The 25,391-nt window shown below is 63.6% G+C and carries 23 protein-coding genes and 1 pseudogene; 10 read left to right on the top strand and 14 right to left on the bottom strand.

Annotated features, from left to right (window positions below):
* Positions 1-10: 10 nt before the first annotated feature.
* Positions 11-220: a hypothetical protein gene (locus JQ628_RS10915; RefSeq protein ID WP_212222543.1), complete on the bottom strand. Its 210-nt coding sequence runs from the start codon at positions 218-220 to the stop codon at positions 11-13.
* A gap of 543 nt (positions 221-763) precedes the next feature.
* Between JQ628_RS10915 and JQ628_RS10920 the strand changes: the two genes are divergently transcribed.
* Positions 764-1,117: a DUF3551 domain-containing protein gene (locus tag JQ628_RS10920; protein ID WP_212222544.1), complete on the top strand. Its 354-nt coding sequence runs from the start codon at positions 764-766 to the stop codon at positions 1,115-1,117.
* Between the two features lie 39 nt (positions 1,118-1,156).
* Here JQ628_RS10920 and JQ628_RS10925 read toward each other — a convergent pair whose 3' ends face one another.
* The 3 genes and pseudogenes from JQ628_RS10925 to JQ628_RS10930 all read right to left on the bottom strand — a co-directional run bounded on the left by JQ628_RS10925 (position 1,157) and on the right by JQ628_RS10930 (position 3,876).
* Complete coding sequence (locus JQ628_RS10925; RefSeq protein WP_249127734.1) at positions 1,157-2,428, bottom strand: tetratricopeptide repeat protein; 1,272 nt, start codon at positions 2,426-2,428, stop codon at positions 1,157-1,159.
* Between the two features lie 153 nt (positions 2,429-2,581).
* A pseudogene (locus JQ628_RS34940) lies at positions 2,582-2,836 on the bottom strand (winged helix-turn-helix domain-containing protein); the annotation flags it as partial.
* Between the two features lie 170 nt (positions 2,837-3,006).
* Positions 3,007-3,876, bottom strand: a complete 870-nt coding sequence (locus JQ628_RS10930; protein ID WP_212222546.1) for a VOC family protein — start codon at positions 3,874-3,876, stop codon at positions 3,007-3,009.
* Between the two features lie 243 nt (positions 3,877-4,119).
* On the opposite strand from JQ628_RS10930, the gene JQ628_RS10935 reads away from it, so the two are divergent.
* The 3 genes from JQ628_RS10935 (at position 4,120) to JQ628_RS10945 (ending at position 8,515) form a co-directional block, all read left to right on the top strand.
* Positions 4,120-4,608 (top strand): hypothetical protein, encoded by a 489-nt coding sequence (locus tag JQ628_RS10935; RefSeq protein WP_212222547.1) that lies wholly within the window; start codon positions 4,120-4,122, stop codon positions 4,606-4,608.
* Positions 4,609-4,749: 141 nt separating this feature from the next.
* A complete protein-coding gene (locus JQ628_RS10940; RefSeq protein WP_212222548.1) occupies positions 4,750-6,996 on the top strand; it encodes a TOMM precursor leader peptide-binding protein in 2,247 nt (748 codons plus the stop codon).
* 142 nt (positions 6,997-7,138) lie between these two features.
* Positions 7,139-8,515 (top strand): SagB/ThcOx family dehydrogenase, encoded by a 1,377-nt coding sequence (locus JQ628_RS10945; RefSeq protein ID WP_212222745.1) that lies wholly within the window; start codon positions 7,139-7,141, stop codon positions 8,513-8,515.
* 658 nt (positions 8,516-9,173) lie between these two features.
* Here the strand turns inward: JQ628_RS10945 and JQ628_RS10950 are convergent.
* Positions 9,174-10,754 (bottom strand): MDR family MFS transporter, encoded by a 1,581-nt coding sequence (locus JQ628_RS10950; protein ID WP_212222549.1) that lies wholly within the window; start codon positions 10,752-10,754, stop codon positions 9,174-9,176.
* A 159-nt stretch (positions 10,755-10,913) separates the two neighbouring features.
* Positions 10,914-11,432 carry a YcgN family cysteine cluster protein gene (locus JQ628_RS10955; RefSeq protein ID WP_212222550.1) on the bottom strand — a complete coding sequence of 173 codons (519 nt, stop codon included), beginning with the start codon at positions 11,430-11,432 and terminating at the stop codon, positions 10,914-10,916.
* Positions 11,433-11,739: 307 nt separating this feature from the next.
* Between JQ628_RS10955 and JQ628_RS10960 the strand changes: the two genes are divergently transcribed.
* From JQ628_RS10960 to JQ628_RS10970, 3 genes are read left to right on the top strand one after another with little or no spacing between them, the layout of a single operon-like run.
* Positions 11,740-14,028 (top strand): transglycosylase domain-containing protein, encoded by a 2,289-nt coding sequence (locus JQ628_RS10960; protein WP_212222551.1) that lies wholly within the window; start codon positions 11,740-11,742, stop codon positions 14,026-14,028.
* Positions 14,029-14,033: 5 nt separating this feature from the next.
* Positions 14,034-14,612, top strand: coding sequence for a DUF1214 domain-containing protein (locus JQ628_RS10965; RefSeq protein WP_212222552.1), 579 nt, complete (start codon positions 14,034-14,036; stop codon positions 14,610-14,612).
* On the top strand, positions 14,609-15,220 hold the full coding sequence (locus JQ628_RS10970; protein ID WP_212222553.1) for a DUF1254 domain-containing protein: 612 nt from the start codon (positions 14,609-14,611) through the stop codon (positions 15,218-15,220). Before JQ628_RS10965 ends, JQ628_RS10970 begins: the two co-directional genes overlap by 4 nt.
* Positions 15,221-15,261: 41 nt before the next feature.
* On the opposite strand, the gene JQ628_RS10975 is transcribed toward JQ628_RS10970, so the two are convergent.
* From JQ628_RS10975 to JQ628_RS10985, 3 genes are all read right to left on the bottom strand, one after another.
* Positions 15,262-17,118, bottom strand: a complete 1,857-nt coding sequence (locus tag JQ628_RS10975; RefSeq protein WP_212222554.1) for an FG-GAP-like repeat-containing protein — start codon at positions 17,116-17,118, stop codon at positions 15,262-15,264.
* A 146-nt stretch (positions 17,119-17,264) separates the two neighbouring features.
* Positions 17,265-18,032, bottom strand: a complete 768-nt coding sequence (locus JQ628_RS10980) for a hypothetical protein (protein WP_212222555.1) — start codon at positions 18,030-18,032, stop codon at positions 17,265-17,267.
* Between the two features lie 16 nt (positions 18,033-18,048).
* A complete protein-coding gene (locus JQ628_RS10985) occupies positions 18,049-18,249 on the bottom strand; it encodes a hypothetical protein (RefSeq protein WP_212222556.1) in 201 nt (66 codons plus the stop codon).
* A gap of 247 nt (positions 18,250-18,496) precedes the next feature.
* On the opposite strand from JQ628_RS10985, the gene JQ628_RS10990 reads away from it, so the two are divergent.
* Entirely contained in the window at positions 18,497-19,471 is a 975-nt protein-coding gene (locus tag JQ628_RS10990; protein ID WP_212222557.1) for a DUF2336 domain-containing protein, read from the top strand.
* Here the strand turns inward: JQ628_RS10990 and JQ628_RS10995 are convergent.
* From JQ628_RS10995 to JQ628_RS11005, 3 genes are read right to left on the bottom strand one after another with little or no spacing between them, the layout of a single operon-like run.
* Complete coding sequence (locus JQ628_RS10995) at positions 19,468-19,812, bottom strand: DUF1491 family protein (protein ID WP_212222558.1); 345 nt, start codon at positions 19,810-19,812, stop codon at positions 19,468-19,470. The two genes, JQ628_RS10990 and JQ628_RS10995, sit on opposite strands and share 4 nt — an antisense overlap.
* A gap of 34 nt (positions 19,813-19,846) precedes the next feature.
* Complete coding sequence (locus JQ628_RS11000) at positions 19,847-20,533, bottom strand: peptidoglycan-binding domain-containing protein (protein WP_212222747.1); 687 nt, start codon at positions 20,531-20,533, stop codon at positions 19,847-19,849.
* Between the two features lie 28 nt (positions 20,534-20,561).
* Positions 20,562-22,385, bottom strand: coding sequence for a PAS domain-containing sensor histidine kinase (locus JQ628_RS11005; protein ID WP_349628048.1), 1,824 nt, complete (start codon positions 22,383-22,385; stop codon positions 20,562-20,564).
* Between the two features lie 421 nt (positions 22,386-22,806).
* Between JQ628_RS11005 and JQ628_RS11010 the strand changes: the two genes are divergently transcribed.
* Together JQ628_RS11010 and JQ628_RS11015 are read left to right on the top strand one after the other, a co-directional pair.
* Positions 22,807-23,298 (top strand): DUF5330 domain-containing protein, encoded by a 492-nt coding sequence (locus tag JQ628_RS11010; RefSeq protein WP_212222559.1) that lies wholly within the window; start codon positions 22,807-22,809, stop codon positions 23,296-23,298.
* An 84-nt stretch (positions 23,299-23,382) separates the two neighbouring features.
* On the top strand, positions 23,383-23,808 hold the full coding sequence (locus tag JQ628_RS11015) for a SufE family protein (RefSeq protein WP_212222560.1): 426 nt from the start codon (positions 23,383-23,385) through the stop codon (positions 23,806-23,808).
* A gap of 1 nt (position 23,809) precedes the next feature.
* On the opposite strand, the gene JQ628_RS11020 is transcribed toward JQ628_RS11015, so the two are convergent.
* Together JQ628_RS11020 and JQ628_RS11025 are read right to left on the bottom strand one after the other, a co-directional pair.
* Positions 23,810-24,223 (bottom strand): MucR family transcriptional regulator, encoded by a 414-nt coding sequence (locus JQ628_RS11020; RefSeq protein ID WP_212222561.1) that lies wholly within the window; start codon positions 24,221-24,223, stop codon positions 23,810-23,812.
* Positions 24,224-24,357: 134 nt separating this feature from the next.
* Complete coding sequence (locus JQ628_RS11025) at positions 24,358-25,215, bottom strand: DUF308 domain-containing protein (RefSeq protein ID WP_212222562.1); 858 nt, start codon at positions 25,213-25,215, stop codon at positions 24,358-24,360.
* Positions 25,216-25,391: the final 176 nt, after the last annotated feature.

Here is a 25,391-nt window from a genome sequence, read left to right on the forward strand (position 1 = left end):
AGTGTCTTCCTTATGGTCGGGGATAAGAGTTGACGCGATAGAAATTCCGAACCTCGGGCGAATCCGCTTGAAAGCGTGCCTTGCGCTTGTCCGCCGGCTCGTCGCGTTTCGCGCCCCTCCGTTCGGCCACCACGGCGCCCGCGGTCGCCGTTGCGAGGCCGGCCACGGCAACGCCGAGCAGGTGGCGCCGGCGAATAATCAACTTGGCGTGTTCCTTCATGGAAGCCGGTTCCTCAATTGAATTACCGAGCCATCGACGGCGCGCAGCCTGTCTGACCGCTATTGTCTTGCTCAAGCTGCGCATCACGGATGCGACAAATTTCAATCACTCAATCGGGCGCGACTTGCGCAACGCTGAATGAGGACCATGCATTCCGGAATGCCGGGAGCAGAATCCAACCGGCAATCCCGGCATTCGTCCTTCGAAAAGATCAACCCATTTTCGAAATTGCACGCTGCCTTGCGTTGCCATGCGCATATCGGCGCGCCCGGCAGGCAGACGTGCGAACGCAAAAGGCGCATTCAAAACGGGAAGAACCCTCCGTTCGAAATATTAGGGTCATCCGCCCGGAAGGTTTTCGACATGACGCAAGCCGCAACGGCGCGGACAAAGGCCAACCCGATGACGCGGCAGGCGCGTCCGTGATCTCATCATGCAAGATGGCACAGCATCCGGGCCGTGCCCCACACCGCTGGTCGACGACCGAAGGCGATAGTCTGAGCAGCTCCCCCGGAACTGAACAAGTCAATGTTGGAGAAATCCATGCCCACAGCTTACAAGGCCGCGACAGTCGCCGGACTCGCGCTTTCAGCATTCGCACTCGCCATGACGGCGGCGTCTTCGGTGCAGGCTGGACCGATCGTCCCTTCCGGCCACTACTGTATGACCTGGGACATCGGCGGTTCCGATTGTAGCTTTACCAGCTATGAGCAATGCCTGGCGACCGCGGCAGCCCTCGATGCGGAATGCTACGGCCTTCGCGATGACAGGGATTCGCAGGACGAAAGCCATCGCGGCTACAATTCCCGAGCCCAGATGCGCCAACCTGGCCAAAAAGCGCCTGCTGCCGCGAAGCGGGTGGTCGGGAGTTCATACCACGCGAAGTATCCGAGTTGATCGCCCACACCCTCGCGATTTCATGCGACCGTTGTCCGTTCACTGTTGCGAAAGACTGGCCAGCCGCAGGCCTCGAACAAATCGCTCCAGAAGATCGGCATCGTTGCAGTAGAACAGCTCCTGCCGGGCGGTATCGGCGTTGTAGTTCGGCTTGCGCTGGAGCAGTTCGGCAACCGCCGCCTCGGCCTGCGCCTTCTCGCCGAGAAGGCCCAGCGAAGCGGCAAGCGGCGCAAATGCCTGATAGGTGGCGTTGCTCTGCCGCGTTGCCCGTCGGGAAAACTCGACCGCTATGTCATATTCGCCCAGGGAAAAGTGTGTCCAGGCGCGCACATGATGAAAGCTCCAGAGATGGTTGTCGCGCGGACTGAGAACGGTTGCGCGGTCGAGCAGGGTTTCAGCCTCCGTCTCCCGGCCATGCCACAGCATGTTGAAGCCTTGTGCGAAATAGGCTTGCGCGAAACTCGGGTTCAACTCCAGAGCCACATCGAGAGCCGCCAGCGCTTCGTTATTCTGATGCGTCAGGCACAGAACCCGTCCAAGCGCGCATTGGCAAAAGCAGTCAAGTTCATCCAGAGCCACGGCCTCTCGCGCCTGCCGCAGGGCCGTTTGAAGCCGCACCGCGCGAACCTTTGGTTCGTCCAGGAACGAGCGTTGCAGATTGACGTAACTGAGAGCTCCGTGTCCACGAGCGAACTGAGAATCCTCCGCGATGGCGCGCTTGAAATATTCCTCGGCGGAGTCGAAACCGGGCGTGGTAAATCGCCACAGATTCCACAGGCCGCGCTGGTAGCAGTCCCAGGCGTTCAGGTTCTCGGGCGCCTTGCGCGCGGCGAGTTGCTGCTCGACCTTGGATAATTCGGGTTCGATCGTCGCGGCGATCTGCCTCGCCATCTCATCCTGGATGTCAAAGATGTACTCCAGATGCAGATCGTACTTGTCCGACCACAATTGCTGTCCATCGGCTGTCCGGACCAGTTCCGCCGTGATGCGCACAGCGTCACGATTTTTGCGGACGCTTCCGAGCAACACATATTTTACACTCAGCTGTTCGCCGATTTCCCGGGCATCCATCGCTCGCCCCTGGAATGCGATGGTCGAATGCCGCGAGATCACCGACAGCCACCGATTGCGTGCGAGAAGTCGAATGATGTCCTCTGTCAGACCATAGCTGAAGTAATCGTTCTCCGGATCATCGGACATGTTTTCGAACAGCATGACGGCGATCGACAACCGCGCAAGAGCCTCTGCCCTGACGGATTCCGAGACGATGTTCTCGAGGCTGGATACTTCTGCCGCGACGGAGAAGTTCACGGGGGTGCCTCCGGATGTGCTGCCGGGCTCCGCAACAATCGGACGCCCTTCGTCGTCCGATTTCGCCGCTTCGTCGACATGAACGTCCCCGATGAAGCGAAAGCCGCGCTTGTGCAGCGTCCGAATGAGCGCCTGGTCGTTCCCATTGTCGCCGAGCGCGCGCCTCGCAGCGTTGATCCGGCTGCTGAGCGCAGCTTCCGAGATGATTCGACCGTGCCAGATCGCCTCGATCAGCTCATCCTTGCTGACGATCCGGTCGTGGTTGCGCACGAGATAGGCAATGAGGTCGAAGACCTGAGGTTCGACATGAACGAATTCGCCTCGCCTGCGCAGCTCTTGCTGGCCGAGGTCGATTTCGAACCCGCCGAACCTGTATTTCAGCAATTCCTTCGGTAATGCCGATACCACGCTGAAGCCTCATTGCGAGAGATCGCAAAAAATACGCTGGATCGATTTTATCAACGCCGCCGTTGTCGTTCAAATGATAGACGACTTGAGCGGAAAATTGGGGCTTGCTGAAACGGTTGGCGTTTCCGAGCCCGAGCACGGACAAGGCGGCAACCAGCGAATGCGCCAGTCTAGCGCTTCGTCTTGGGAAGCAGCATCCTGCCCTGGGACGCAATATCACCCCACTTGGCCGACCAGGTGACTTCCGAGGCGGAGGGTTGCTCGGCGTCATGGTGACCCCCGGCGCCCTGGAGCGCGAACAGGCCTCCCTGCGGATCGACGCACCGGGCGATCCAGCAACCATCGGTCAATTCGATGGGACCCTGGAGGACCCGGCCGCCGGCCTTATGGACGCGATTGGCCGCCGCGCCGATATCGTCGACATTGAAGTAATAGAGCCAGCACGGCTGCGGCACGCTCGGAAGCTTGGTGAGCATGCCGCCGACCGTCTGCCCGCTTGCGGAAAACAATTGATACAGGTCCTCCGGATCGGTCTCGCCGGAGTCCTTCTGCCAGCCAAAAAGCGCGCCGTAAAAGTCAAAGATCTTGTTCCGGTCCTCAGCCAGCAACTCGTGCCAGCCCACGCGCCCGGGCTGATCCAGCCCGCCGGGTTGCGCATGGCGATAGGTGAGACCTGAGACCAGCGCAAACGTCGCCTTTTGCGGATCGGCGACCACGGAAACCCGGCCGATATTGCTGTCGGTCGGCGGGAGCAGCACGGCGCCTCCAAGACGCCTGATCCGTGCGGCCGTCGCATCCATGTCATCGACCGCGACGTAGCCCAGCCACCTCGGCGTTGCCCCCAATCGCCGCCCCTCTTCCGGGAGCTCCATGAGCCCGCCTACCGGAACGTCGCCGGCACTGAGCACCGAGTAGGTCAATTTCGAAGTCGACGCATCCTGCACGCCCCAGCCGACAACCTCGCCATAAAAGGCGCCTGCTGCCGCAAGGTCAGTGGTCAGTAGTTCGTACCAGGCGAACTGTCCGAGCTGATCGGCCAACTATTTACTCCGCACACGCCCGGACTGGATTGCGCACTGCACCAAGTCGCACGCGGCGCAATCGCTCTACGGGCGCGGGTGATTGTTGCCATGGAGTAAAATGCGGCAAAAAACGTTCATGAAGATGAATGCTATTCAGACGAGCGTTACATTTTCGTGTGCGCATGAATCTTGCCTGCCTTGTTTGGTCGGCGTAGCATCCGCCCGATAAATATCCTTCTTGCAATGTTGGAGGATGCGACCATGGCTCGGTTGAAGCAAGCGTCGAAAAAGAAGCGGATAACCAAAACCGCCGTGCCGGTGCTCGGAGTTGCCGGACTGACTTTCTCGGCGGCGGGAAGCGCATTGGCATCGGCCGTACCGACCGGCGACGTTCAGCAGCGGACGAATTTCGCACCCGGCATGATGATCACGCTCGGCGAAGAGGAGCTTGCCGACGTCAGCCTCGCCACCTTCCGCCTCTTCGATGACGACGATATCTCCGCCGCGGGCATCCAGCTCGCGCGCGGATGCGGCGGCTGCCGGGGATGTGGCGGATGTGGTGGCTTCCGCGGATGCGGCGGCGGCTTCCGTGCATGCGGTGGTTGTCGCGGCTGTGGAGGCTGCGGATGCAGAGGCTGCCGATGCGGCGTCGGTTGCGGTGGCTGCGGCGTCGGCTTTATCGGGCTCGGAGTGCCTTGGGTCGCATGCGCCGGTTGCTGTGCGTCGTGGGGCGCCTGCCGCTGGTGTTAGGCCGCGGCGCCTTCTGACTGTGTACGACAAGGCACGATTTCATTGGCCGGGCTCGCGATCGACCCGGCCACTTTCTTGTTTCTTCGAAAACGTCGGCCTGCCGGCAAGGGCGATAGGCAACAGGATACGCGTGCTGACCCGATGACAGCCAATCGCAAGAGCCGCGTCGTGAAGCAGACCCGCAAGGATATTTTGCGATTCGCGCCGAACTTCACGGCCTATGTGCTGCCTCCCGATGTGGTCTGTCTCTATTCCGAGGACCGCAAGTTTTTCCTGCACGGCGAATTGTATTGCGCGCTGGCTACAGTGATCGGCAAGGATGGAAAGGCTGCCCCGGAGATCGTTCGCCGGCTTTCGAAGAATTTTCCCGCCGACAAGATCGAGGAAGCGATCAAAAGGCTGGTGGAGCGCCGATACGTCGTTAGCGGAGCATCGCACGCATTCCCGGGCGCCGTTGCCGGATATTGGGCAAGCCTCGGCCTGCCTCCCGCCGTTGCGGAACAGAATCTTCGCGATTGTCCCGTGCAGGTGGAATCCATCAACGTCAAGGGCGCAAGGCAACTTGCTGCTGCCTTGAGCCAACTCGGCGTTCAAACCGCCAAGCGCTCGCCGAAGCTCGTGATCACGCTGGTGAACGACTATCTCGACCCGCGGCTGATCGAGATCAACCGCAAGCGCGTGGCCGATGGAACACCGTGGCTGCTCGTGCAGCCGTCCGGCGTGTTTCCGCTGACAGGCCCCGTCTTCAAGCCAGGCGAGAGCGCATGCTGGACGTGCCTGTTCGATCGCATGATCCGTAACAGGGAGATCAAGGGATTCCTCAACCGCGGACCGGCGCAGCCGGTCGCCATATCGCCTCTGGTCCAGGACTCCGTCGGACAGACCGCCATCCACTTCGCCGCCGTCGAAATCACGAAAGCGATCGCCTCCGGTTTTCGCACCGACCTGCGCGATCACATTGCAAGCTTCGACCTGACCGGTGCGGTCATCGCCAAGCATTACGTCGCCAAGCGTCCGCAATGTTCCACTTGCGGCAGCAAGAAGCTACAGAACCCGCGCCGGACGGCAACGCCGATCGAGATCGCCGAAGGCCGAAAGCTCATCATGACCAGCGGCGGATACCGCACCGTGACGTCGAGGGCCACCGTCGCGCGCTTCCGCAAGCACGTCAGCCCGTTGACCGGCGTGGTCACGCGGCTCGAGCGGATCGAGGCCGATCTGCCGATGAACACCAATTTTTTCGCTCACCACAATTTCTCCGCGCCCGCCTTCAGTGTCGATCAGCTCCGATCGGGACTGAGCGGCGGCAGCTTCGGCAAGGGCTCCACCGCCGAGCAGGGAGAGGCCAGCGCGCTGATGGAGGCGATCGAGCGCTACTCCGGCATTTTCCAGGGCGACGAGATCAGGGCGGAGCGCCGCTTTACCGATTTCGCCCCCGGCGATGCCCTGCTTCCGAACGACGTCCAGCTCTTCAGCGACACGCAGTTTCAGAACAGGCATGCGCCGCAGCCGGACGATATGCATCCGGTTCCCGAACCGCTCGATCCCTCGAGCAGGACCGAGTGGTCGCCGGTCTGGTCGTTGCGCGACCGGCGTTTCAAATATCTTCCAACCGGCGTGCTGTACTTCTTCTACGGCGGCTTCCACACCGATTCCAACGGATGCGCGGCCGGCAACACGCGCGAGGAAGCCATCGTGCAGGGCTTCCTCGAACTGGTCGAACGCGATGCCTACGCCATCTGGTGGTACAACCGGGTGCAGCGTGCCGAGGTCGACCTCAGCCAATTCCAGGATTCCTACGTCCAGGACCTGCAAGCCCAGTTTGCCGATGCCGGGCGCAGGATCTGGGTGCTCGACATCACCAGCGATCTCGGCATCCCCGCTTACGTGGCGATCACGCACTGGATGCAGAACGGACACGAGAATATCGAGTTCGGCTCCGGTGCGCATTTCGATCGCCGCATTGCCCTGCTGCGTTCCCTCACCGAGCTGACCCAGTTCATGTCGATCGGCATGATGGGCGGCGGAAGCGGCGAGAAGCCGACGCTCGACGGTGTCACGCCGCTCCGGCTGGAGGATTATCCGTTCCTGATCCCCAGCGACAATCCGATCGTGCCGCCGGCGCCGAGCCTCAAGGTTCCCGACAATACCAGCGGCCAGGTCAATGCCTGCATCGAGATCGCCACCGGCGCAGGGTACGATTTCCTCGTGCTCGACCAGACGCGGCCCGACGTCGAGGTCCCCGTCGTCAGGGTGCTCGTTCCGGGCTTGCGGCATTTCTATCGCCGCTTCGCACCGGGCCGGCTTTACGACGTTCCGGTGAAGCTTGGATTGCTGGATCGCCCGCGAACGGAGAGCGAACTTACGCCGTTCCTTCCGCACACCTGAAGGCGGGTCTTCCGTGAGCGCTCCCAGGAAAAAGCTGAAGAAAAAGCTGAAGAAAACGCACACGAAGACGCAGACGAAAAAGCAAACCAGCAAGGTGTCCTCGGTCCTCGCCGTCCGATTGAACGGCCGTTTTTCCCTTCACATCCAGGCAGACGGAAGTATCGCCGCCACGCTGGGTGCCTATTCGGCCAGTTTGGGACAGTTCAGTGCGGCCGCGATGGACCGTGCGAGACATCTGACCACAGGCCTGCCGCTCGCCTCCTTTGCAGGCAAGAGCGCCCTCGCAAGGCAAGTGCAGGTCCTGGTGCACCGATTGGCGCAGAACGGGCTCCTCGAATACCGCCTGTCCTCTCCGCGCGGCGAGACGGATGTCGTGGTGATCGAGCCGCAGATCCCCGAGTACTGGCCGCAACCCGCAAAGCTCGGGAACGGCGATACGATCGTGCTGTCGCGCTTTGCCTATCTGCGCCGGCGCGGTAACGAGATGGTGCTGGAATCGCCGCGCGCCGGTGCGCTGTTTCGGATCGGCGATCCCGCGATCGCTGCCACCCTCGCCACCCTGTCGCGGCCGCAAAAAATCAGCACGCTTCGCCGCCAGTCCGCCTCCCTCAACCTCGATCTGCTGGGGTTGCTGCTCGACAGCCGGATTCTGCTCAAACTCGACGCGAAAGGCGGCGACGGCCTCCGGCCGAACGAAGGCGACGGCGATCTTGTTCTCTGGGATTTTCACGATCTGATGTTTCACACGCGAAGCACGGAGGGCAGGCACGCCAATCTGCTTGGCGGCACTTACGCCAATGCGAGCGCGGTTGCACCGCTCCCCGCGGTGCGCCCGCATTGGCCGGGCAAGAAGATCGACCTTGGCAAATTCTCCGCGCGGGAGCCGATCTCGCCCTTCGCAAACTTGTTGCGCGAACGTCATTCGATACGGGATTTCGACGACGAGCATCCGCTCACGCTCGCCGAACTCGCGCAGTTTCTCGAAACCTCGGCCCGCGTGCTGTCGGAATGGAGGAGCGAGGCGAATTTCGACGGCGGCCCGGAAGTCGCCTACAGCACGAGGCCCTATCCCGCGGCGGGCAGCGCCTACGAGCTGGAATTGTACCTTGCGGTTTCAAACTGTGAGGGACTTGTGCGCGGCTTCTACCACTACGACGCAGGCGGCCACGCCCTGACAGAGATTGATGCCTCCCCGCAGCAGCTCCAGGCGCTGTCGACGGCGGCCGTGTTTGCCATGGACGCGTCCGGTCCGCCGCAGGTCCTGATCACGATCGCCGCGCGCTTTGGGCGGATCTCCTGGAAATACAGCTCGATCGCATATTCGCTGATCCTGAGGGACGTCGGCGCCCTGATCCAGACGTTCTATCTGGCGGCAACCGATATGGGCCTCGGCGGCTGCGCCATCGGCATCAGCAACATCGATCTCTTCGCAAAAATGACGAAACTCGAATTTCACGTCGAGGGCCCGGTCGGCCAGTTCGCGCTCGGGCGGCCCAGAAAGGCGCCGGCCGCCGGCTAGAGAGCGGGCCCGCTGGCCCGACGTGCAAATCCGATTCTGATTTTCAGAATCAATGTCAAGCCCTCAAATCAAAAATATTCCTCTTGTCAATTTCGGCAAATCAGAATTATAACAACGGCACCTCATCCCCGAGGAGGGGCGTTGGCCGTCGCCACCAAACGTTGGGATGGGATGCGGTGGACGCGCTTGTTCAGCAGACGACTGAGCAAGGGCGTACGGCGAAGTCGTGTGGTCCTGGCGCCGCGACGCTGGCGTTAAGTCGGTGGGAGCAATCCCGCAGGCGATGGTGACAACAAGCCCGCTCACCAGGGAGAGCGCGATATAAGTCGTAAAACCATTGCGCAGGGGATGTCGGACTGCCTCCGCTCACCTGTATGCTCGTGTGCATTTCTTTTTTGCGCAAGCAAAGCACACGAGACCGCGGGTGCAGCGCGCACCCGGCATTCCCTGCGCCCTCTATCGTTAGAGGCGCGATTAGGTTTGCAAAGCTCGGATGCAAATTGCACCGCGAGAACGCTGACACATATTCAGTCGTCGTCCCCCCGGCTTGACCGGGGGACCCAGTATTCCAGAGACGCCAGTGATTGAACCGATAAGCCGCGGCGTACTGGTTCGCCCGGTCAAGCCGGGCGATGACGACGGTGGGTGTTTGACCGCCCTACTCCGCCAACTCAGCCGGCGTCGCGGGGCCGGCCAGCGGCCGTTCTTCCATGATGGTCAGGCACAGCACGGCGCCCGCCATCAGCGCGGTGGCCGCGCCGAACACGAAGCGGAACGCCGTGACCATGTCGGCGGCCGGGATCGAGTTCACGGGGCCGCGGTGCTCGCCGACCGCAGCGGCGATGTCGGCTCCAAGCACCATCAGCAGGATCGCGGTGAAGGCGGCGACCGTAAACGACGCCATCAGCGCGCGGAAAAAGTTCATCGCGCCGGTGACGGTGCCGATCTGCGGCCGCGCCACGGCATTTTGCAGCGACACCACGCTGACCGGAAACGTCGTGCCGAGCCCGAGCGCAAACAGCGACAACAGCAGCAAGAGGCCCCAGAGCGGCAATGTGGTGAACGTGAGCCCGGCGCCGCAGATTGCGGCGAGCGACGTGCCTGCTATCGCAACGCGCTTGTAATGTCTGGCGCGTGCCATGGTACGCCCGGCGATCGCCGCGCCGCAGGTCGAGATCGCCGCCAGCGGAATCAGCGCGAGGCCGGCCTCGCTGGCGGACAGGTGGTAGACCACCTCGTAGTAAAGCGGCAGATGCACGGTCAGCCCGACGATGACGCCGAGCGCGCAGCCGCCGGCGGCCATCGCAAAGGGCACCACGGTGCCGCCGAGCAGCGGCAGCGGCAAAAACGGCTCCTCGGCATTGCGGGCGTGCCAGATGAAGGCGAACACCAGCGCCACCGAGGCGCCGATCATCGACATGATCACCGGCGACAGCCAGGCATAGTGAGTGCCGCCCCAGCTCAGCACCAGCATGAACACCACGGCCGAGGCCATCAGCAAGATACCGCCGAGCCAGTCGACCTTGCGCCGGCGATGATAGACCGGGATCCTCTTCATCTTGGGCAAGAGCAGCGCGAGCGCGGCGAACGACAGCGGCAGGTTGATCCAGAAGATCATCGACCAGTGCAGGTGCTCGGCGAACACGCCGCCGACCACCGGACCCAGAATGCCGCCGGCCATCCACACGCTGCTGAAATAGGCCTGGTATTGTCCGCGCTCGCGCGGGCTTACCACGTCCGAGATCACGGTCTGCACGACCGGCATGATGCCGCCGCCGCCAAGGCCCTGGAGGCCGCGCGCCAGGATCAGCACCGGCATGTTCGGCGCGACCGCGCACAGCACGGAGCCGGCCACGAACAGGCTGAGCGAGGTGATGATCATCGCGCGCCGGCCATAGATGTCGCTCAGCGTGCCGAACACCGGCGCCACCGCGGTGGAGGCGAGCAGATAGGCCGTGATCACCCAGGACAGGTTGGTGACGTCGTTGAACTGCCGGCCGATGGTCGGAAGCGCGGTCGCGACGATGGTCTGGTCGAGCGCCGCCACGAACATCGTCAGCATCAGGCTGATGACGATGGTGCGGACTTCATCCTTGGCAAGCGGCGCCGGCGGCGCAAGCGGCGGCGCATCGCCGATATCGATGACCTCGGTCGGGAGGCGGCAAATCTCTTCGGCGATCGTGTCGGACGAATCGTCCTGGTCGGCGGACCGGCGGCCCTGCCGTTCGAAATCGTTCATCTCTGCAATTTGGTCATAAGCCCGGGAGGACCCGGAGGTGATTCATTCTCTTCATTCGATACATTAAGGGACAATTTCGCACTGCGGCACCCGGCCCCCTGCATGGGAGCATCCCGCGAGCGTATCCTCGCATGCGCAGCGATCCCGAAATCGAAACGATCAGAGCTTCGATGGCCGCTTCTTCAGCCGCGCCCGCTTCGGCAACAGTGCCGGCCATTGCACAATGTGGTCTTCCAGCTCGGCGTCGGGAATCTCGTCCTCTGTTCCGTACACCCGTCCCCGCACCGAAACGCCGGCTTCATGCACCGTGTTGGGATCGCCCGATATCAGCGGATGCCACCAGTAAAGATCGCGCCCCTCGGCAACCAGCCTGTAGCCGCAGCTCGGCGGCAGCCAGTTCAGGGTGCGGACGTTTTCCGGGGTCAGGCGGACACAATCAGGAACCTTGTCGGAGCGGTTCGGATAGTCCTTGCAGGAACAGAGCCCGGCATCGAGCAGCTTGCAGGAAACATGGGTGAAATAGATCTTGCCGGTGTCCTCGTCCTCCAGCTTTTCCAGACAGCAACGGGCGCAGCCGTCGCACAGGCTTTCCCATTCCTCGTTGGACATCTCTTCCAACGTCTTGGTTTTCCAGAAGAATCCTTCCTGGCCCGAAGGTCGTTTGAGCGGTGCGGTCATCGGCTTTCGGCTGGTTCGGAATTGTTACGGTACTGCCCTAATAGGGGGTGCGATGGCACCGGCGCAACCCGCCCTCGTCCGGAAGCCACAATCCTCATGTGGAGCATTAGGCCTGTCGTCCAAAATAGCAGCAACAGCATTGGTTTATGGCCCTCGCTCGGCTAGAACAATGCCTGAGTCCCCAAACGCGCAAAAGCGCCTTGGGTTTGCCGCAACACTCCCGCAAGACGTCCCGATGGCGCCCCCTGGGGGCGCCGGGGCGCTGTTGAACCGGCCAAAGAATAGCCAAGGTTAGCCAAGGGTCCTCGTGCGCAAGATCTTACCACCGGCCTGGAAGAAGAAGATCCAGAACACGATGCTGGATATCGATGCGCGCATCGATTCCACGCTGTTCTCGTCTGCCAAGGGCCTGCGCGAACTCTACGAGCGCTACTCGACCTTCATGGACCGTTTCTATGTCGGCCGCTGGAAGCGCTGGGTCTTCATCGAGCCGGCCTCGGAAGCCGCCACCATCGGGCTCGGCGGCATGGTGCTGATGCTGGCGCTGGCGATCCCCGCATTCCGCGAAACCGCCGACGACGACTGGCTGAAGAAATCGGATCTCGCCGTCTCCTTCCTCGATCGCTACGGCAACCCGATCGGCAGCCGCGGCATCAAGCACAACGACTCGATTCCGCTGGAGGATTTTCCGGATCATCTGATCAAGGCGACGCTCGCCACCGAAGACCGCCGCTTCTACGATCATTTCGGCATCGACTTCCCCGGCACCGCGCGCGCGCTGGTCACCAACGCGCAAGCCGGCGGCGTGCGCCAGGGTGGATCGTCGATCACCCAGCAGCTTGCGAAAAACCTGTTCCTCAACAACGAACGCACCATCGAGCGCAAGGTCAAGGAAGCGTTCCTCGCGATCTGGCTGGAAACGCGGCTGACCAAGAACGAAATCCTCAAACTCTATCTCGACCGCGCCTATATGGGCGGCGGCACCTTCGGCGTCGACGGCGCCGCGCATTTCTACTTCAATAAGTCGGCGCGCGACGTGAACCTTTCGGAATCAGCGATGCTGGCCGGCCTGTTCAAGGCGCCGACCAAATACGCTCCCCATATCAACCTGCCCGCGGCGCGTGCCCGCGCCAACGTGGTGCTGGACAACCTTGTCGATGCCGGCTTCATGACCGAGGGTCAGGTGTTCGGCGCGCGGCGCAATCCCGCCTACGCCGTCGACCGCCGCGACGAGAACTCGCCGAACTACTATCTCGATTGGGCCTTCGACGAGATGCGCCGGCTGGTCGACACTTTCCCGAAATCCTACACCGAGCGCGTGTTCGTCGTGCGCACCTCGATCGACATGAACGTGCAGCGGGCGGCGGAAGCAACGGTGGAAAACCAGTTGCGCCAGTTCGGCCGCGACTACCACGCAACGCAGGCGGCAACTGTGGTCGCCGATCTCGATGGCGGCGTGCGCGCGATGGTCGGCGGCCGCGACTATGGCGCCAGCCAGTTCAACCGCGCGACCGACGCCTACCGCCAGCCTGGCTCGTCGTTCAAGCCATACGTCTACGCCACCGCGCTGATGAACGGCTTCACGCCGAACTCGAAAGTCGTCGACGGCCCGGTCTGCATCGGCAACTGGTGCCCGCAGAACTACGGCCATTCCTATTCAGGTGCGGTGACGCTGACGCAGGCGATCACGCGCTCGATCAACGTCGTGCCGGTAAAACTGTCGATCGCGCTCGGCGGCAAGGCGCCGAACCCGGCCAAGGTCGGCCGCCAGAAGATCACCGAAGTGGCGCGCCGCTTCGGCCTTACGGCGCCGCTGCCGGACACGCCGTCGATGCCGATCGGTTCCGACGAAGTCACGGTGCTCGAACACGCGGTCGCCTACGCGACCTTCCCCAACAGAGGCAGGTCGGTCAAGCCGCATGCCGTGCTGGAAGTGCGCACCGGCGCCGGCGATCTGGTCTGGCGCTTCGACCGCGACGGCAAGAAGCCGGTGCAGGCGATCCCGGCCTCGGTGGCATCAGACATGGCCGAGATGATGAGCCACGTCGTCACCGAAGGCACCGCGCGGCGCGCCGCGCTCGACGGCATTCCGGCCGCCGGCAAAACGGGAACCACCAACGCCTATCGCGACGCCTGGTTCGTCGGCTACACCGGCAACTTCACCTGCGCGGTCTGGTACGGCAATGACGACTATTCGCCGACCAACCGCATGACCGGCGGCTCGCTGCCGGCGCAGACCTGGCACGACATCATGGTCGTCGCCCATCAGGGCGTCGAGGTGAAGGAAATCCCCGGCGTCGGCATGGGCCAGAAACTGCCGCCGACGGCGCAAAATGCCGCCGCGATGGCGGCCGGCGCACCGAAGATCATCGACACCAAGCCGGGACCGCCGCCGGTGCTGACCAAGCGCGGCGCCGACATCCTGGTGCGGGTGGAGAAGCTGCTCGACGAAGCCGGCAAGACCGCCGCCAAGACATCGGCGAGCGAACCGCCGAAGCCGGCAAGGCCGTCGTCATCGAGCTCCCTCGCCTTTCCTGAAAGCTTTGCGGCGGCGACGCCTGGCGATCAGCCCGCCCCCGCCCCTCGCAAGAACTAGCTCCCGTGCGGCTCGTCTTCATCACGCTGCTGGCGCTGATCATCGCCTCGGGCATCGGGCTCGGCTCGACCTACATGACCGCGACCCAGGGCACCGATCTCGGCACGCTCAAGATCGGCGCCTGGACAGCACGGCCGAAGTCCGGCACCTCTGATATCGATCCCTACTCCCGCGCCACGATCGCGCGTAACGGCGAGCTGCCGATCGGCACCGGCGACGGCGTGGCGTTCACCGCCAACACCGACGACAAGGACAAGCCGCTCGACGGGCGCTGCGACGTCGTCGTGTCGGGCGTGACGCCGGCCGCACGATTCTGGACGCTCACGCTGTACGACACCAAGGGCCAGCTCGTCGCCAACACGCTACAGCGCTACGGCTTCACCAGCCAGGAAGTGATCCGGGGCGCCGACGGCACGTTCGAGGTGCGGATGGCCTCACGCTCGCGCGCCGGCAACTGGCTGCCCACCGGCGGTATTGAGCGCTACACGCTGATGCTGCGTCTCTACGATACGCCGGTCGGCGTCGCCACGCGCACGCAGCGCGACGCGCCGATGCCGCAGGTCGCCACGGTGGGCTGCCCATGATCCGCCTGCTGTTCACCATCATCGCAGGCGTGCTGCTCGGCGGCATCGTGCATCTCGTCGCCGTGCTGGCGCTGCCGCGCATCGCAACGCAGGACGCCTATTCGCGGCTGACGCCGATGACCAAGCTCAATGCGGTGACACCGCTGGCGGTCGCCGAGCCCGGCAATACGCCGATGCCGTTCATGGATCCGGCCTTTGCGGTCGCGGTCTGCCGCTACGACCTGTCGGGCGGCCCGATCAAGCTCACCGTGCCGGTGAGCCAGGCCTACACCTCGGTGTCGTTCTACACCCGCAACGAAGTCGCCTATTACGCCATCAACGACCGCTCGGCCGGCCGCCGGGTGATCGAGCTCGACCTGATGACCGAAGCGCAGCATTCCGAACTGCCGGAGGAGGAGGACGTCACCTCGGCGGACCGGCTGATCATCGACTCGCCGACCACCACCGGCCTGATCGTGATGAAGGCGCTGGCGCCCGAGCCCGGCCTGATGCTACAGGCGCAAGCCTCGCTCGCGGCCTCGAAGTGCAGCGTGCAGACCGAGCCGCCCGCCCCGAAGCAGGCCGAAGCACCGCCGCCCCCGCCGCCACCGGCGAAGAGCAAGCGCTGAGCGGCGCTAGTCGCCATGAGCCTGTTCGCTCGGCGGATTCGCTAGGCGATGATGTGCCAGTTGGCCGGTATCACACCGAGCGAATTGGCGTGCAAAACGGCGCCGTCATTCATGGCCCATATCTGGGCGGCGCTGGCGGTCTCGTTACGCCACAACAGGTCGCTCTTGTCGTCGCCGTTGTAGTCGCCGGTGCCGGCAAGCGTCCAATTGGTTGGTATCGTTCCCAGCGGACTGCTGTGAAGAATCGTTGCATCGTTCATGGCCCAGATCGACGTGGCGCCGGCGTCGTTGCGCCAGACGATGTCGCTCATGTGGTCGCCGTTGAAGTCGCCGACACCGAGGACATGCCAGCCAGCCGGAATAATGCCCAGCGAATTGGCGTGTAAAATGGCGCCGTCATTCATGTCCCAGATCTGGGCTGTTCCGGCGGCCTCGTTACGCCACAGCAGGTCGCTCTTGCCGTCGCCGTTGAAGTCGCCGGTGCCGGCGACCGTCCAGTTGGTCGGTATCGTGCCCAGCGGACTACTGTGAAGAATCGTTGCATCGTTCATGGCCCAGATCGACGTTGCGCCGGCGTCGTTGCGCCAGACGATGTCGCTCATGCCGTCGCCGTTGAAGTCGCCGACTCCGAGCGCATGCCAGTTGGACGGGATGATGCCCAGCGAGTTGGCGTGCAGAACGGCCCCGTCGTTCATGTCCCAGATCTGGGCGGCGCCGGCGGCCTCGTTGCGCCACAACAGGTCGCTCTTGCCGTCGCCGTTGAAATCGCCGGTGCCGGCGAGCGTCCAGTTGGACGGTATCGTGCCGAGCGGACTGCTGTGAAGAATTGTGGCGTCGTTCATGGCCCAGATCGACGTGGCGCCGGCGTCGTTGCGCCAGACGATGTCGCTCATGTGGTCGCCGTTGAAGTCGTTCGGCGTCGCGCTGGAGCCGCCAACATTCACCGTCCGGTCCACGAACTGGAATGACTCGACGTTGAGCACCGTGTCCGTGCCGTCGGGACCGACCACCCGGATGCCGCCTGCGATATTGGTCAGCGTGTAGGACGCGTAGTAGCCGGAGAAAATCGCGGTATCTCGGCCTCCTCCACCGTCGATGGTGTCGTTGCCGAGCTCGCCACGCAGCGTGTCATTGCCTTCGCCGCCGTTGAGGATGTCGGTGAGCTCGGTGCCCAGGACCCACTCGGAAGCCGCGGTGCCCGTGCGCGTCACCGTCAACGTCGCCGGGTCCCAGGTTGTCGTCAGGTCCTGGACGCCATAGTAGTACTGGCTCGCCTCGACATCGACGGTACCGAGCGTCGTCGTGGAGTTCGGGCGGTTGTATGACAGCACCGTATAGCTGCTATTGTCATGCGATGGATCGATCGTCGGCGTGCCTTCAAACGGATGCTTGAAGCCGATTGCGTGTCCAAGTTCATGCAGCAGGATCGAGTAGCCGCGCTGCCCGGGTGCCATGCTCGCATCGTTGCCGGCGTAGATATTCGCGTTCAGGAACACGTCGCCGCCAAGGCTATTGAAGTATGGCGAGTAGGTCGTCACGCCACCGACGGTCCACCCCGAATAATATGGCAGGTAGGCAAAGCCGCTCGCTTGCTGGCCGACCGAATTCAGGACTCCGGTCATGTCGTAGAGACCCAAACGGATCTGGCCACCGACCGCCTCGGGCACCTCGACGAACGAGATTCCGGAGACGGCGGCCCAAGTGGCAAGCGCCTGCCGTGCATAGCTTTGCTGGGCCGCCGAAAAGCCTGTGAACCCCGGCCGTGCCGTGGAGTCGTAGGAGGCTTGCGTGGTCGAAAAGCTGTAGGTTACGACAACCGAGGTACCGACCGGAGCCGCCACATTCCAGCGGGTGAGTTGCGTCGTCCCTGTCAGGGCCAAAACATCCGGCGATGGCATCTATCCGCAATCCATTGTCAAAAATAAATTGCCGCAGCGCTGACTGCTATCAATATCGCTGATTTACGTGAGACATTCCCTCAGGTCAAGAAATGGTCTGTCGGTGTCGGTAGCTCGGCGACGGCGGATATTCCCGCAGCCCAGGATCAGCCCTTCACCACCACCGCGCGCCCGCCGCCCGGGTCCACCGGCGGATTCGCCGTAAGCACGGCGAGCTCCTTGATCAGCCGATCGGCGTCGGCGGCAATGCTGTCCGGCGCCTGGATCACCAGCCGCTCCAGCGCCCAGCGGTAGGACGAGATACGCCGCTCGAGGCATTGGTGCACCCACTGCACGATCAGGCTGTTCTCCTGCATGCGCGCGACTGCGTCAGCGCGCTCGCGCGGTGACAGTTCGGACACCAGCTTCATGCTGGCGTCGCGCTTGCGGTCGAGTTCGATGACACGCGCGGCGGAGGCGTAAAACGGCTCGAACCGGGTGATGTCGTTGCGCACGTCGTCGATCAGCACGGCGTAGCGCGAGGTGTGCGAGCGGTGCGGCTCGTCGATCAGGTTGCGGCCATAGGCGGTGCGGTCGAACACGACCACCTGACGCCAGGGCGACGGCAGCGGCTTGTAGTCGCCCCACACGCTCTTCCATGCCGGGCGCGACAGCGGCGGCTCGATGATCGGATAGGCGAGATCGCGAAGCTGGCGTTCGTTGTCGGTGAGCTGGAATTGCGAGGCCTTGACGCCGACGCTGCCGGTCACTTCGGCGCCCAGCCAGCGATGCATGTCGTCGCTGCGCATGTCCTGTCGGGTACGTCCGAAATCGCCGCCGCTACAGCCGCCGAGCGCAGCGCCAATCAAAAAGACAGCCAATGCCGGGAAGGATCGCCGAATCCCGGATGCCCGGATCGGAAGCGTCTCCGGCATGTCAAAAATCCGCGGGTCAGGTGCGCCGACGACGACGGCGGCCGGGAGCTGTACCTTCCGCCGGTCCGCGGCCGTCATTCGTCTCGTCGCCCTCGCGCTCGATCCGCACAACAGGAAGGATCAGGATGGTCCCCATGCCATCGTGTGATGCGCCATCCATGCCCAGTGCCGGCCGCCGCGAAGCCGCATCCGCCGGAAAATCGATGATGGTGCCCATGTTCCGTTCTCTCTGGCTGCCGCGCGGCGATGATCTTGCCGGCGACACGATGATTAAGAACAAACGTGGTTAACGGCATCTTAACGCGCAGGGATACGTCGTACTGCTACGGAGAACCGCGACCGCAAAGGCACACTCTTAAAATGCGACCGAGAATCTTCACGGGCCGTTTTCCTTAACCGCGTCTTAAAACGATCCATCCTAGGCTGGCCGGCAAGGATTCTTACGAAGTCGCGTACCGCCAGACATGACCGCAGCTCCATTGTTTCCGGGTTTCGACGGGCTGATGACCCTGTCGCGCCGCGAGGGCGTCGATATCCGCCCTACGCTGCTGCGCGTGCTGACCGATCTCTATGTGCAGGCGCACAAGCATACGCCGGACGAAGAACGGCAGTTCGTCGAGCTGACTTCGCGCCTGATCGAGCAGGTCGATGACGCCACGCGCGCCGCCGTGCGGGCGCGGCTTGCGATCTATCCGGGTACGCCGCTGAAGACCATGATCCAGCTCGGATTGAAGCCGGCGCATCCCGGTGATCGCGTGCCGCTGGCCGAGGAGATCCCCGCAGCGCCCCTGCCCGAGCGGCCGGCGGCGCCCCCGACCGAAGCGCAACTGCGGATGCAGGCAAGTCTCTCGATGCGTCCCAATGACGCCGCGGAGATCAGCGACATGTTCTTCGCGGCCAGTGCGAGTGAGCGCGCGCTGATCCTGCACAATCTGGATGACACGCCGCTGAAAGCGTCGGCGCGCATCCCCGCCCATCGCGCCAACCGCGCCATCCATATCCTCCAGATGGCCGCGTTCGCGCAGGACGCCGAGAATTTTGCGCTTGAGCTCGGCGAAGCGCTGATCCTGCCCTCGCGCATCGCCATTCAGGTGACCAACGACCCTGGCGGCGAGCCGCTGGCCTGTGCGATGAAGGCGCTGGAGATGCCGAGCCCGGAATTCCAGCGCGTGCTGCTGTTCCTCAATCCCGAGTTCGGCTCATCCGTGAACGACGTCTATCGGATTTCGCGGCTGTACGATCGGCTGACGGAGCGCTCCGCGCTGGTGATGCTGACCGCCTGGCGCGGCTCCACCATGGCGGTGACGCGCGCGAAATACCGTCCCGCACTCCATGACGATGAGCGTTATCGCGCCCGCGCCGCGAGCGGCGAGCGGCGCCCCGCGCCGCAGCCGGGCACTGCGCCCGTGCACACGGGCACCGAGCGCAAGAGCGGCTAGGCCTTCGCAAGATCCAGAAAGTGCCGCCCTGCCCGGTCCTCGGTCTCGACGATCCAGGCGTCGGGATCGAAGCGCAATTCCTTGGCAAGGCGCTCCTCGACCTTCTGCTCCGGCACGGGCTCCGGCGACATCGCCGCGAACACACGCTCGGCCGGGCGGCTGTCATCATAGGCGGTCTGCGGCGCGGGCGCGTACAGCATCGCATTGCCGTCCATCAGCGCCACCTTAACGAACACAGCACCGGCCTCTTCCGCGCCGCGCTTGCGCACGGCGCCGAAAATTCCTTCGGTCTGGCAGCGGCGCAGATAGGCCGCCACCCATATAGCCGATTTCAGTCGCATGGCCGGACGATATAGGCCAGCCGCAGAAACGAAGCTAGTCGATCGGACGTCCCGTCATCGCCGCGAGCTCCTTCACCAGGCGGTCCGACATCTGGCCGGTAACCGGAAGCTTGCGGTCGCGCTCGAATTTGGCGATTGCGGTCTGCGTGTCGGCACCGATGGTGCCGGTCGGCTTCAACTGGCCGTATCCATTCTCGGTGAGCGCGCGCTGGACGCCGGCGATACGGCGGGCGGCGGTCGATTGCGGAATCGGCGCCGGGGGACGCGTGACATGCTGGTTGGGCGTAGCGGCAGCGGGCGCAGGCGCAGGCGTCGTGGACTTCACCACCAGATTGGTCATCGCGTCATTTTTCGAATCGGTGTGCCTGGCCTCGCTCCTGGGCTCGGCGCTCTTCTCGGCGCTCCTGGCCTCGACCGGCTTCACCGGCTCCGGCGGCGCCAGCGGCTCGATCAGGCGTGCGGCCTCGGCCGGGCGCGGACGCGGCAGCGGATTGGCAAGCACGGGCGCCGGCATCGCGGTGACGGTGCCGAACATCGGCGACGGATGGCGGCCGGCCTGTAGGAACAGCGCATTGGTGATGATGGCGCTGACCGCGGCAGCCGCAAGCATACCCGCGATCATGTCCTTCGGGCTGTGCAGCAGCATCCGCATGACGAGGCCGCGCTCTTCCTCGGGCTCGACCGCAGCCGCCTTGCTGCTGCGGCGCCGGCGGCGCGGCATCTCGTCGTCGTCGTCAAGGTCGATCCGTCTAGGCACGCTTTTTCACCTGGTAAGATTGCACTTCGGAGGCGGCACGCGGCGCGGGCGCCAGCGTCGCGATGTTGCTGGCGGGCAGCCGCAAGGCGGGCGGCGTGAACACCATCGGCAGCGCAATCGCAACCGTGGTGCCCTCGTCGACCCTGCTCTGCACATTCATCTCGCCGCCATGCAGGGCGACAAGGCTTTTCACGATCGAGAGGCCGAGGCCGGTGCCTTCATGGCGGCGCTCATAGGTCTTGCCGGCCTGGAAGAAGGGGTCGCCGATCCGCTTGAGATCGTCGGCGGCGATGCCGACACCGTTGTCGCTGACGCGCAGCACGAGCCGCGCGCCCTCGATGCCGGCGGACGCCGTCACGGTGCCGCCGCGCTCGGTGAACTTGATGGCGTTGGAGACGAGGTTGAGCACGATCTGCCTGAACGCGCGCGGATCGCCGGTGATTTCGGGCAGGTCGTCCGGCACGCGCGTGACGAGCTCGACGCCGTTATCGCGCGCCTTCAGTGCCAGCAGATTGCAGCAATTGACCAGTGCCGCGCTCGGTGCGAACGGCTCCGCCGCAAGCTCGTAATTGCCGGATTCCATCTTCGACATGTCCAGAATGCCGTTGACGACCGACAACAGATGCTGACCGGAATCGTTGATGAGCTGGGCATATTCCTTGCGTTTGGCGCCGTCCACCATCAGCACGTCTTCCTGCACGATCATCTCGGAAAAGCCGATGATGGCGTTGAGCGGCGTGCGCAGCTCGTGGCTCATGGTGGCGAGGAAACGGGTTTTCGAGGCATCGGCCCGCTCGGCCGCCAGTCGTGCTTCTTCGAGCGCCTGCTCCTGGAGCTTGCGGTCGGTGACGTCGCGCATCACGGCGACCACTTCGGCTTCCGACAGCAGCGTCATCTCATCAAGCGGACGGCAGCGCATTTCAACCCAGATGAAATCGCCCGTATTGTTCTGACCGCGTGAACTGTCGCGGCGCAGGCGGAATTCAACACTGCGGGATTCGCCGCCGCGCCCCGCGTCCGATAGCGCGGTCAGATAGGCCGGGCGATCGGCGACATGGACGCGGTCGAACAGCCCGTGGCCGAGCAGACGCGATGCGGGCGCACCCAGCATCCCCTCCGCGGCCGGCGAGATGAATTGGACGGCGCCGTTCTTGCGATGGCGCGAGATCACGTCGCTCATGTTGCGCGCCAAGAGACGATAGCGGTCTTCCTCAAGATAAAGCAGCGAGACGCTGGTGCGCGCCAGCGACTCTGCGCCGAAAGCAAGGCCCGCGGCATAGAGCGTCGCGGAAGCCACGCCAAATCCCATCAGCGCCTCGCTCATGTCGATGCCGGTTTCCTGCGGCGGCAACATGTCGAAATGTCCAAGAGTGATCAGAAGCGTGGCGCACGCCAGGGCAAGGCCACAGGCAAATGCCACTACGCGGCGCGAGGCAGAGAGCGAGGCTTCCAGCGGCACGACCACCAGCCAGATCGCGGCAAAGGATTCGATGCCGCCGGTGGTCAGCGCGACCATCATGATGAGGCTTGCCAGCGCCAGCGACGACAATACATGCGCGGCCTCATAGCGGCCGGTGCGCGAGAGGAACCAGGACAACAGGATCGGCGCGATCAGCCAGGCGAAGGCCGCGACCTCGAGCGCTGTCGGCGCGCCGCGCAACGCAAGATACACCGGAAAGGCTGCAAAGGCCGCGAGGCTGCCGAGCAGCCGCGGCGCCATGAAGGCCCGATGGCGCGCCCGCGTCAGCGCGTCATAGCGCGCGGAGGGATGCAACAGTGCATCGAGACAGTCACGGATGATACTCAAAACACTCACAGTACTCGCGCTTCGGCTTGTTCGTCGTGAAGACGCGCCGGAACGCCCCCTTTATCTTTGGCCCAAAGTGTCAGAGCGGAATTAAATGAACGCTAAGGCGCGGCTGGTTGCAGGCCTGGTCGCTGGTTTGTGCGGCTTTTCGCATGCACGCGGCGGCCGAATTGACGCGGATGGTGAACACCGGGTTTCCAGACCGGTGCGGCTATGGTTTCGAAATCGTGCACGCGCTTTCCGGCGGTTCCGAAGCTCCGAATCGGTCATCAATCGAAAATTTACGGCGAATCGAACCGGCAGAATTTTCCGCCAAATTTCGTCGAGTTAATCTCAATGCAAACACTTGCGATTTATCACAGGCCAGTAGTCGTGAGCCGTGCGCGTTTTCGGGCCGCAATGGCCGCGAACGGACGACCGGGTTTGCGAGATGTGGTTCCTGCTGCGTTTGACTTTCTGGCTCGGGCTGGTGCTGGTGCTCCTGCCCAGAGACAAGACTCCCGAATCGGAGAAGCTGCCGCAGATCAGCACCTCCGAGGCGGTGCAGGCTGCGACTGCGGCGGTGTCCGATATGAGCCAGTTCTGCAAGCGTCAGCCCACGGCCTGCGAAGTCGGCGGCCAGGCCGCGACCGTGATCGGCCAGCGCGCAGCCGACGGTGCGCGCAAGGTCTACGGCATCATTACGGACAAGACCGAAAAGGCCGATCAGCCGGACAAGCCCGATAAGGTCGAACAACCCGAGAAGATTCAGAGGATCGACAAGAAAGCACCGGCCGCCGCAAAGCCCGACAAGAAGGCTCCCGACCATACCGGCTCGATCGGCAATCTCGCAGATGCCGAGCAGGCGATCAGCCCCGAGGCCCCGCGCGACACGCTGACGGCGGATGACCGGACCTTGGAGTGGCGCGTGCCCGAAAATTAGGACTGGAACCAGGCCCGTATTTTCATCGTATTTGGCCGCCCGCCACCCTATATAGGGCTCATGGAGGACGGGATTCCGACACCGATGACGATCGACGAGATCAGGGACAATTTCGAGTTGCTGGAGGAGTGGGACGACCGCTACCGCTACGTGATCGAGCTCGGCCGCACGCTAAAACCGTTGCCGGAAGAAGAGCACAATTCCGAAAACAAGGTGCAGGGCTGCGTCAGCCAGGTCTGGCTGTCCAGGCAGATCGATCGCGCGGGCGGCGAGCCGCGGCTGAACTATCTCGGCGACAGCGATGCGCATATCGTGCGCGGCCTGATCGCAATCCTGCTCACGCTGTATTCGGGCCAGACGCCAAAGCACATTCTTGAAACCGATGCGATCAAGGTGTTCGACGAATTCGGCTTCCGCGATCATCTGACGCCGCAGCGCTCCAACGGCCTGCGGTCGATGGTGGAGCGCATCCGCAACGATGCGCGCGAGGCACTGGCAACAGCGTCCTGATCTACTTGCGCCGCCGGCGTTGCTGGCCGAGGCCCATTTCCTTGGCAAGCTGCGAGCGCGCCACCGCGTAGTTCGGCGCCACCATGGGATAGTCCGCCGGCAGGCCCCATTTCTCGCGATATTGCTCCGGTGTCATGTTGTACTGCGTGCGCAGATGGCGCTTCAGCGATTTGAAGCGTTTGCCGTCCTCGAGACAGACGAGATAATCGGGCGAGATCGATTTCTTGACGGACACCGCGGGCTTTGCCGGCTCCATCGGCGTCTCGGGGCGGCCGGACGAGACCCGCACCAGGGCGGCATGGATCTGGCTGATCAGGCCGGGAATTTCCGCGGCCGGCGTCGGATTATTGGACAGATAAGCCGACACGATGTTGGCGGTGAGGTCGATGAAATTCTTGCCGGCCGTATCGCTCATGATCCGCGTCCCAACGTCGCCCGTACGAAAGTACAGATAGTATCCGTACCACCCCAATACATCGGGGAATGCCGAACTACTTGGCGAATATGAGCGGATTACCGGTGGCCTGACAAGAACGGCGGCGCTTTATTTCACGGCCGCTGGTCGAGGTGAGCGCGCAGTTCGTCGATCGAGGCAAAGCGCATCATGCCTTCCGGCATCTGCGCCTCGATCGAGCCGTCGGAATACAGCGAATAGGCCATGCCGTCGACGACGCCCGATTTGAGCACCGTCACCTGCGGCGTGGGTTCACGCGGCGCAGGCGGAGGGACGCTGCCTTCCGCGGCGGCCGGCGGCGGCATGCGGGTGCGCCGCGGCGGCGGCGCTTCGCCGGGACGTGCGGCGCGTTCCGGCTTTGGCCAGGCATCCTCGAAGGTCGGCGGTGCAGGAGGCACAGCCGGTTCGATTGCGGGCGGCGCCGCCGATGGCGGCGGTCGAAGATCCGGCGAAAGCAGGTCGGGCGCCAACGGCTCGCCGGCGCGCGATGCCGCGCGCTCGCGGTCCTTCCGCGACGTCGAGGTGAACAGCAGATTGCGCCGTTGCCTTAGCTGCGGCGCACCCTCGGCCGGCGGTGGCGGCGCGTCGGGTGTTGCCTCCATCGGCCATGGCGGGGGCACCGGCCCGGCGGCCGGCATTTCCATCGGCGGGGCCTCGCGGCCTGGAATCAGATTACCGGGTTCGGCACGCGGCGCCGGTGGCGCAACGCTTGCTTCCAGCGGGTGCCCAAGCGGCGCAACCGGGAATTCCCCACCCAACCTTCTGGCAATGCTCTGTAGTTCGCGCCCGACCACCCCCAGGGCGAATATGATCAAGCCCGAACAAGCGGTCACCGCGCCCGAGATGATCAAGGCGTTGCCGAAGCTGAAATCCTTGATCAGGATGCCGTAGGCAAGCGCAGCCAGCCCTGCCAACAGCAGGCCGACACCAGCGCCCAACAGCACAACCATCATCGCAGCTACCCCAGGGACCATCGGCCCGCAACCGCCGATGCCACGATACCGTCATATTGTGGACAGCGCCAACCACGAAGTGCGCGCCCTTTGGAAAACTATCCGGATTTCTACGGAATTGCTCCCGATCCTTGGGATGTTAGTTCAAGACACCGGCGCAAGTGCGGCCAGTTTTC

Source organism: Bradyrhizobium lablabi (assembly GCF_018129385.1).
GTDB classification, from domain to species: domain Bacteria; phylum Pseudomonadota; class Alphaproteobacteria; order Rhizobiales; family Xanthobacteraceae; genus Bradyrhizobium; species Bradyrhizobium lablabi_C.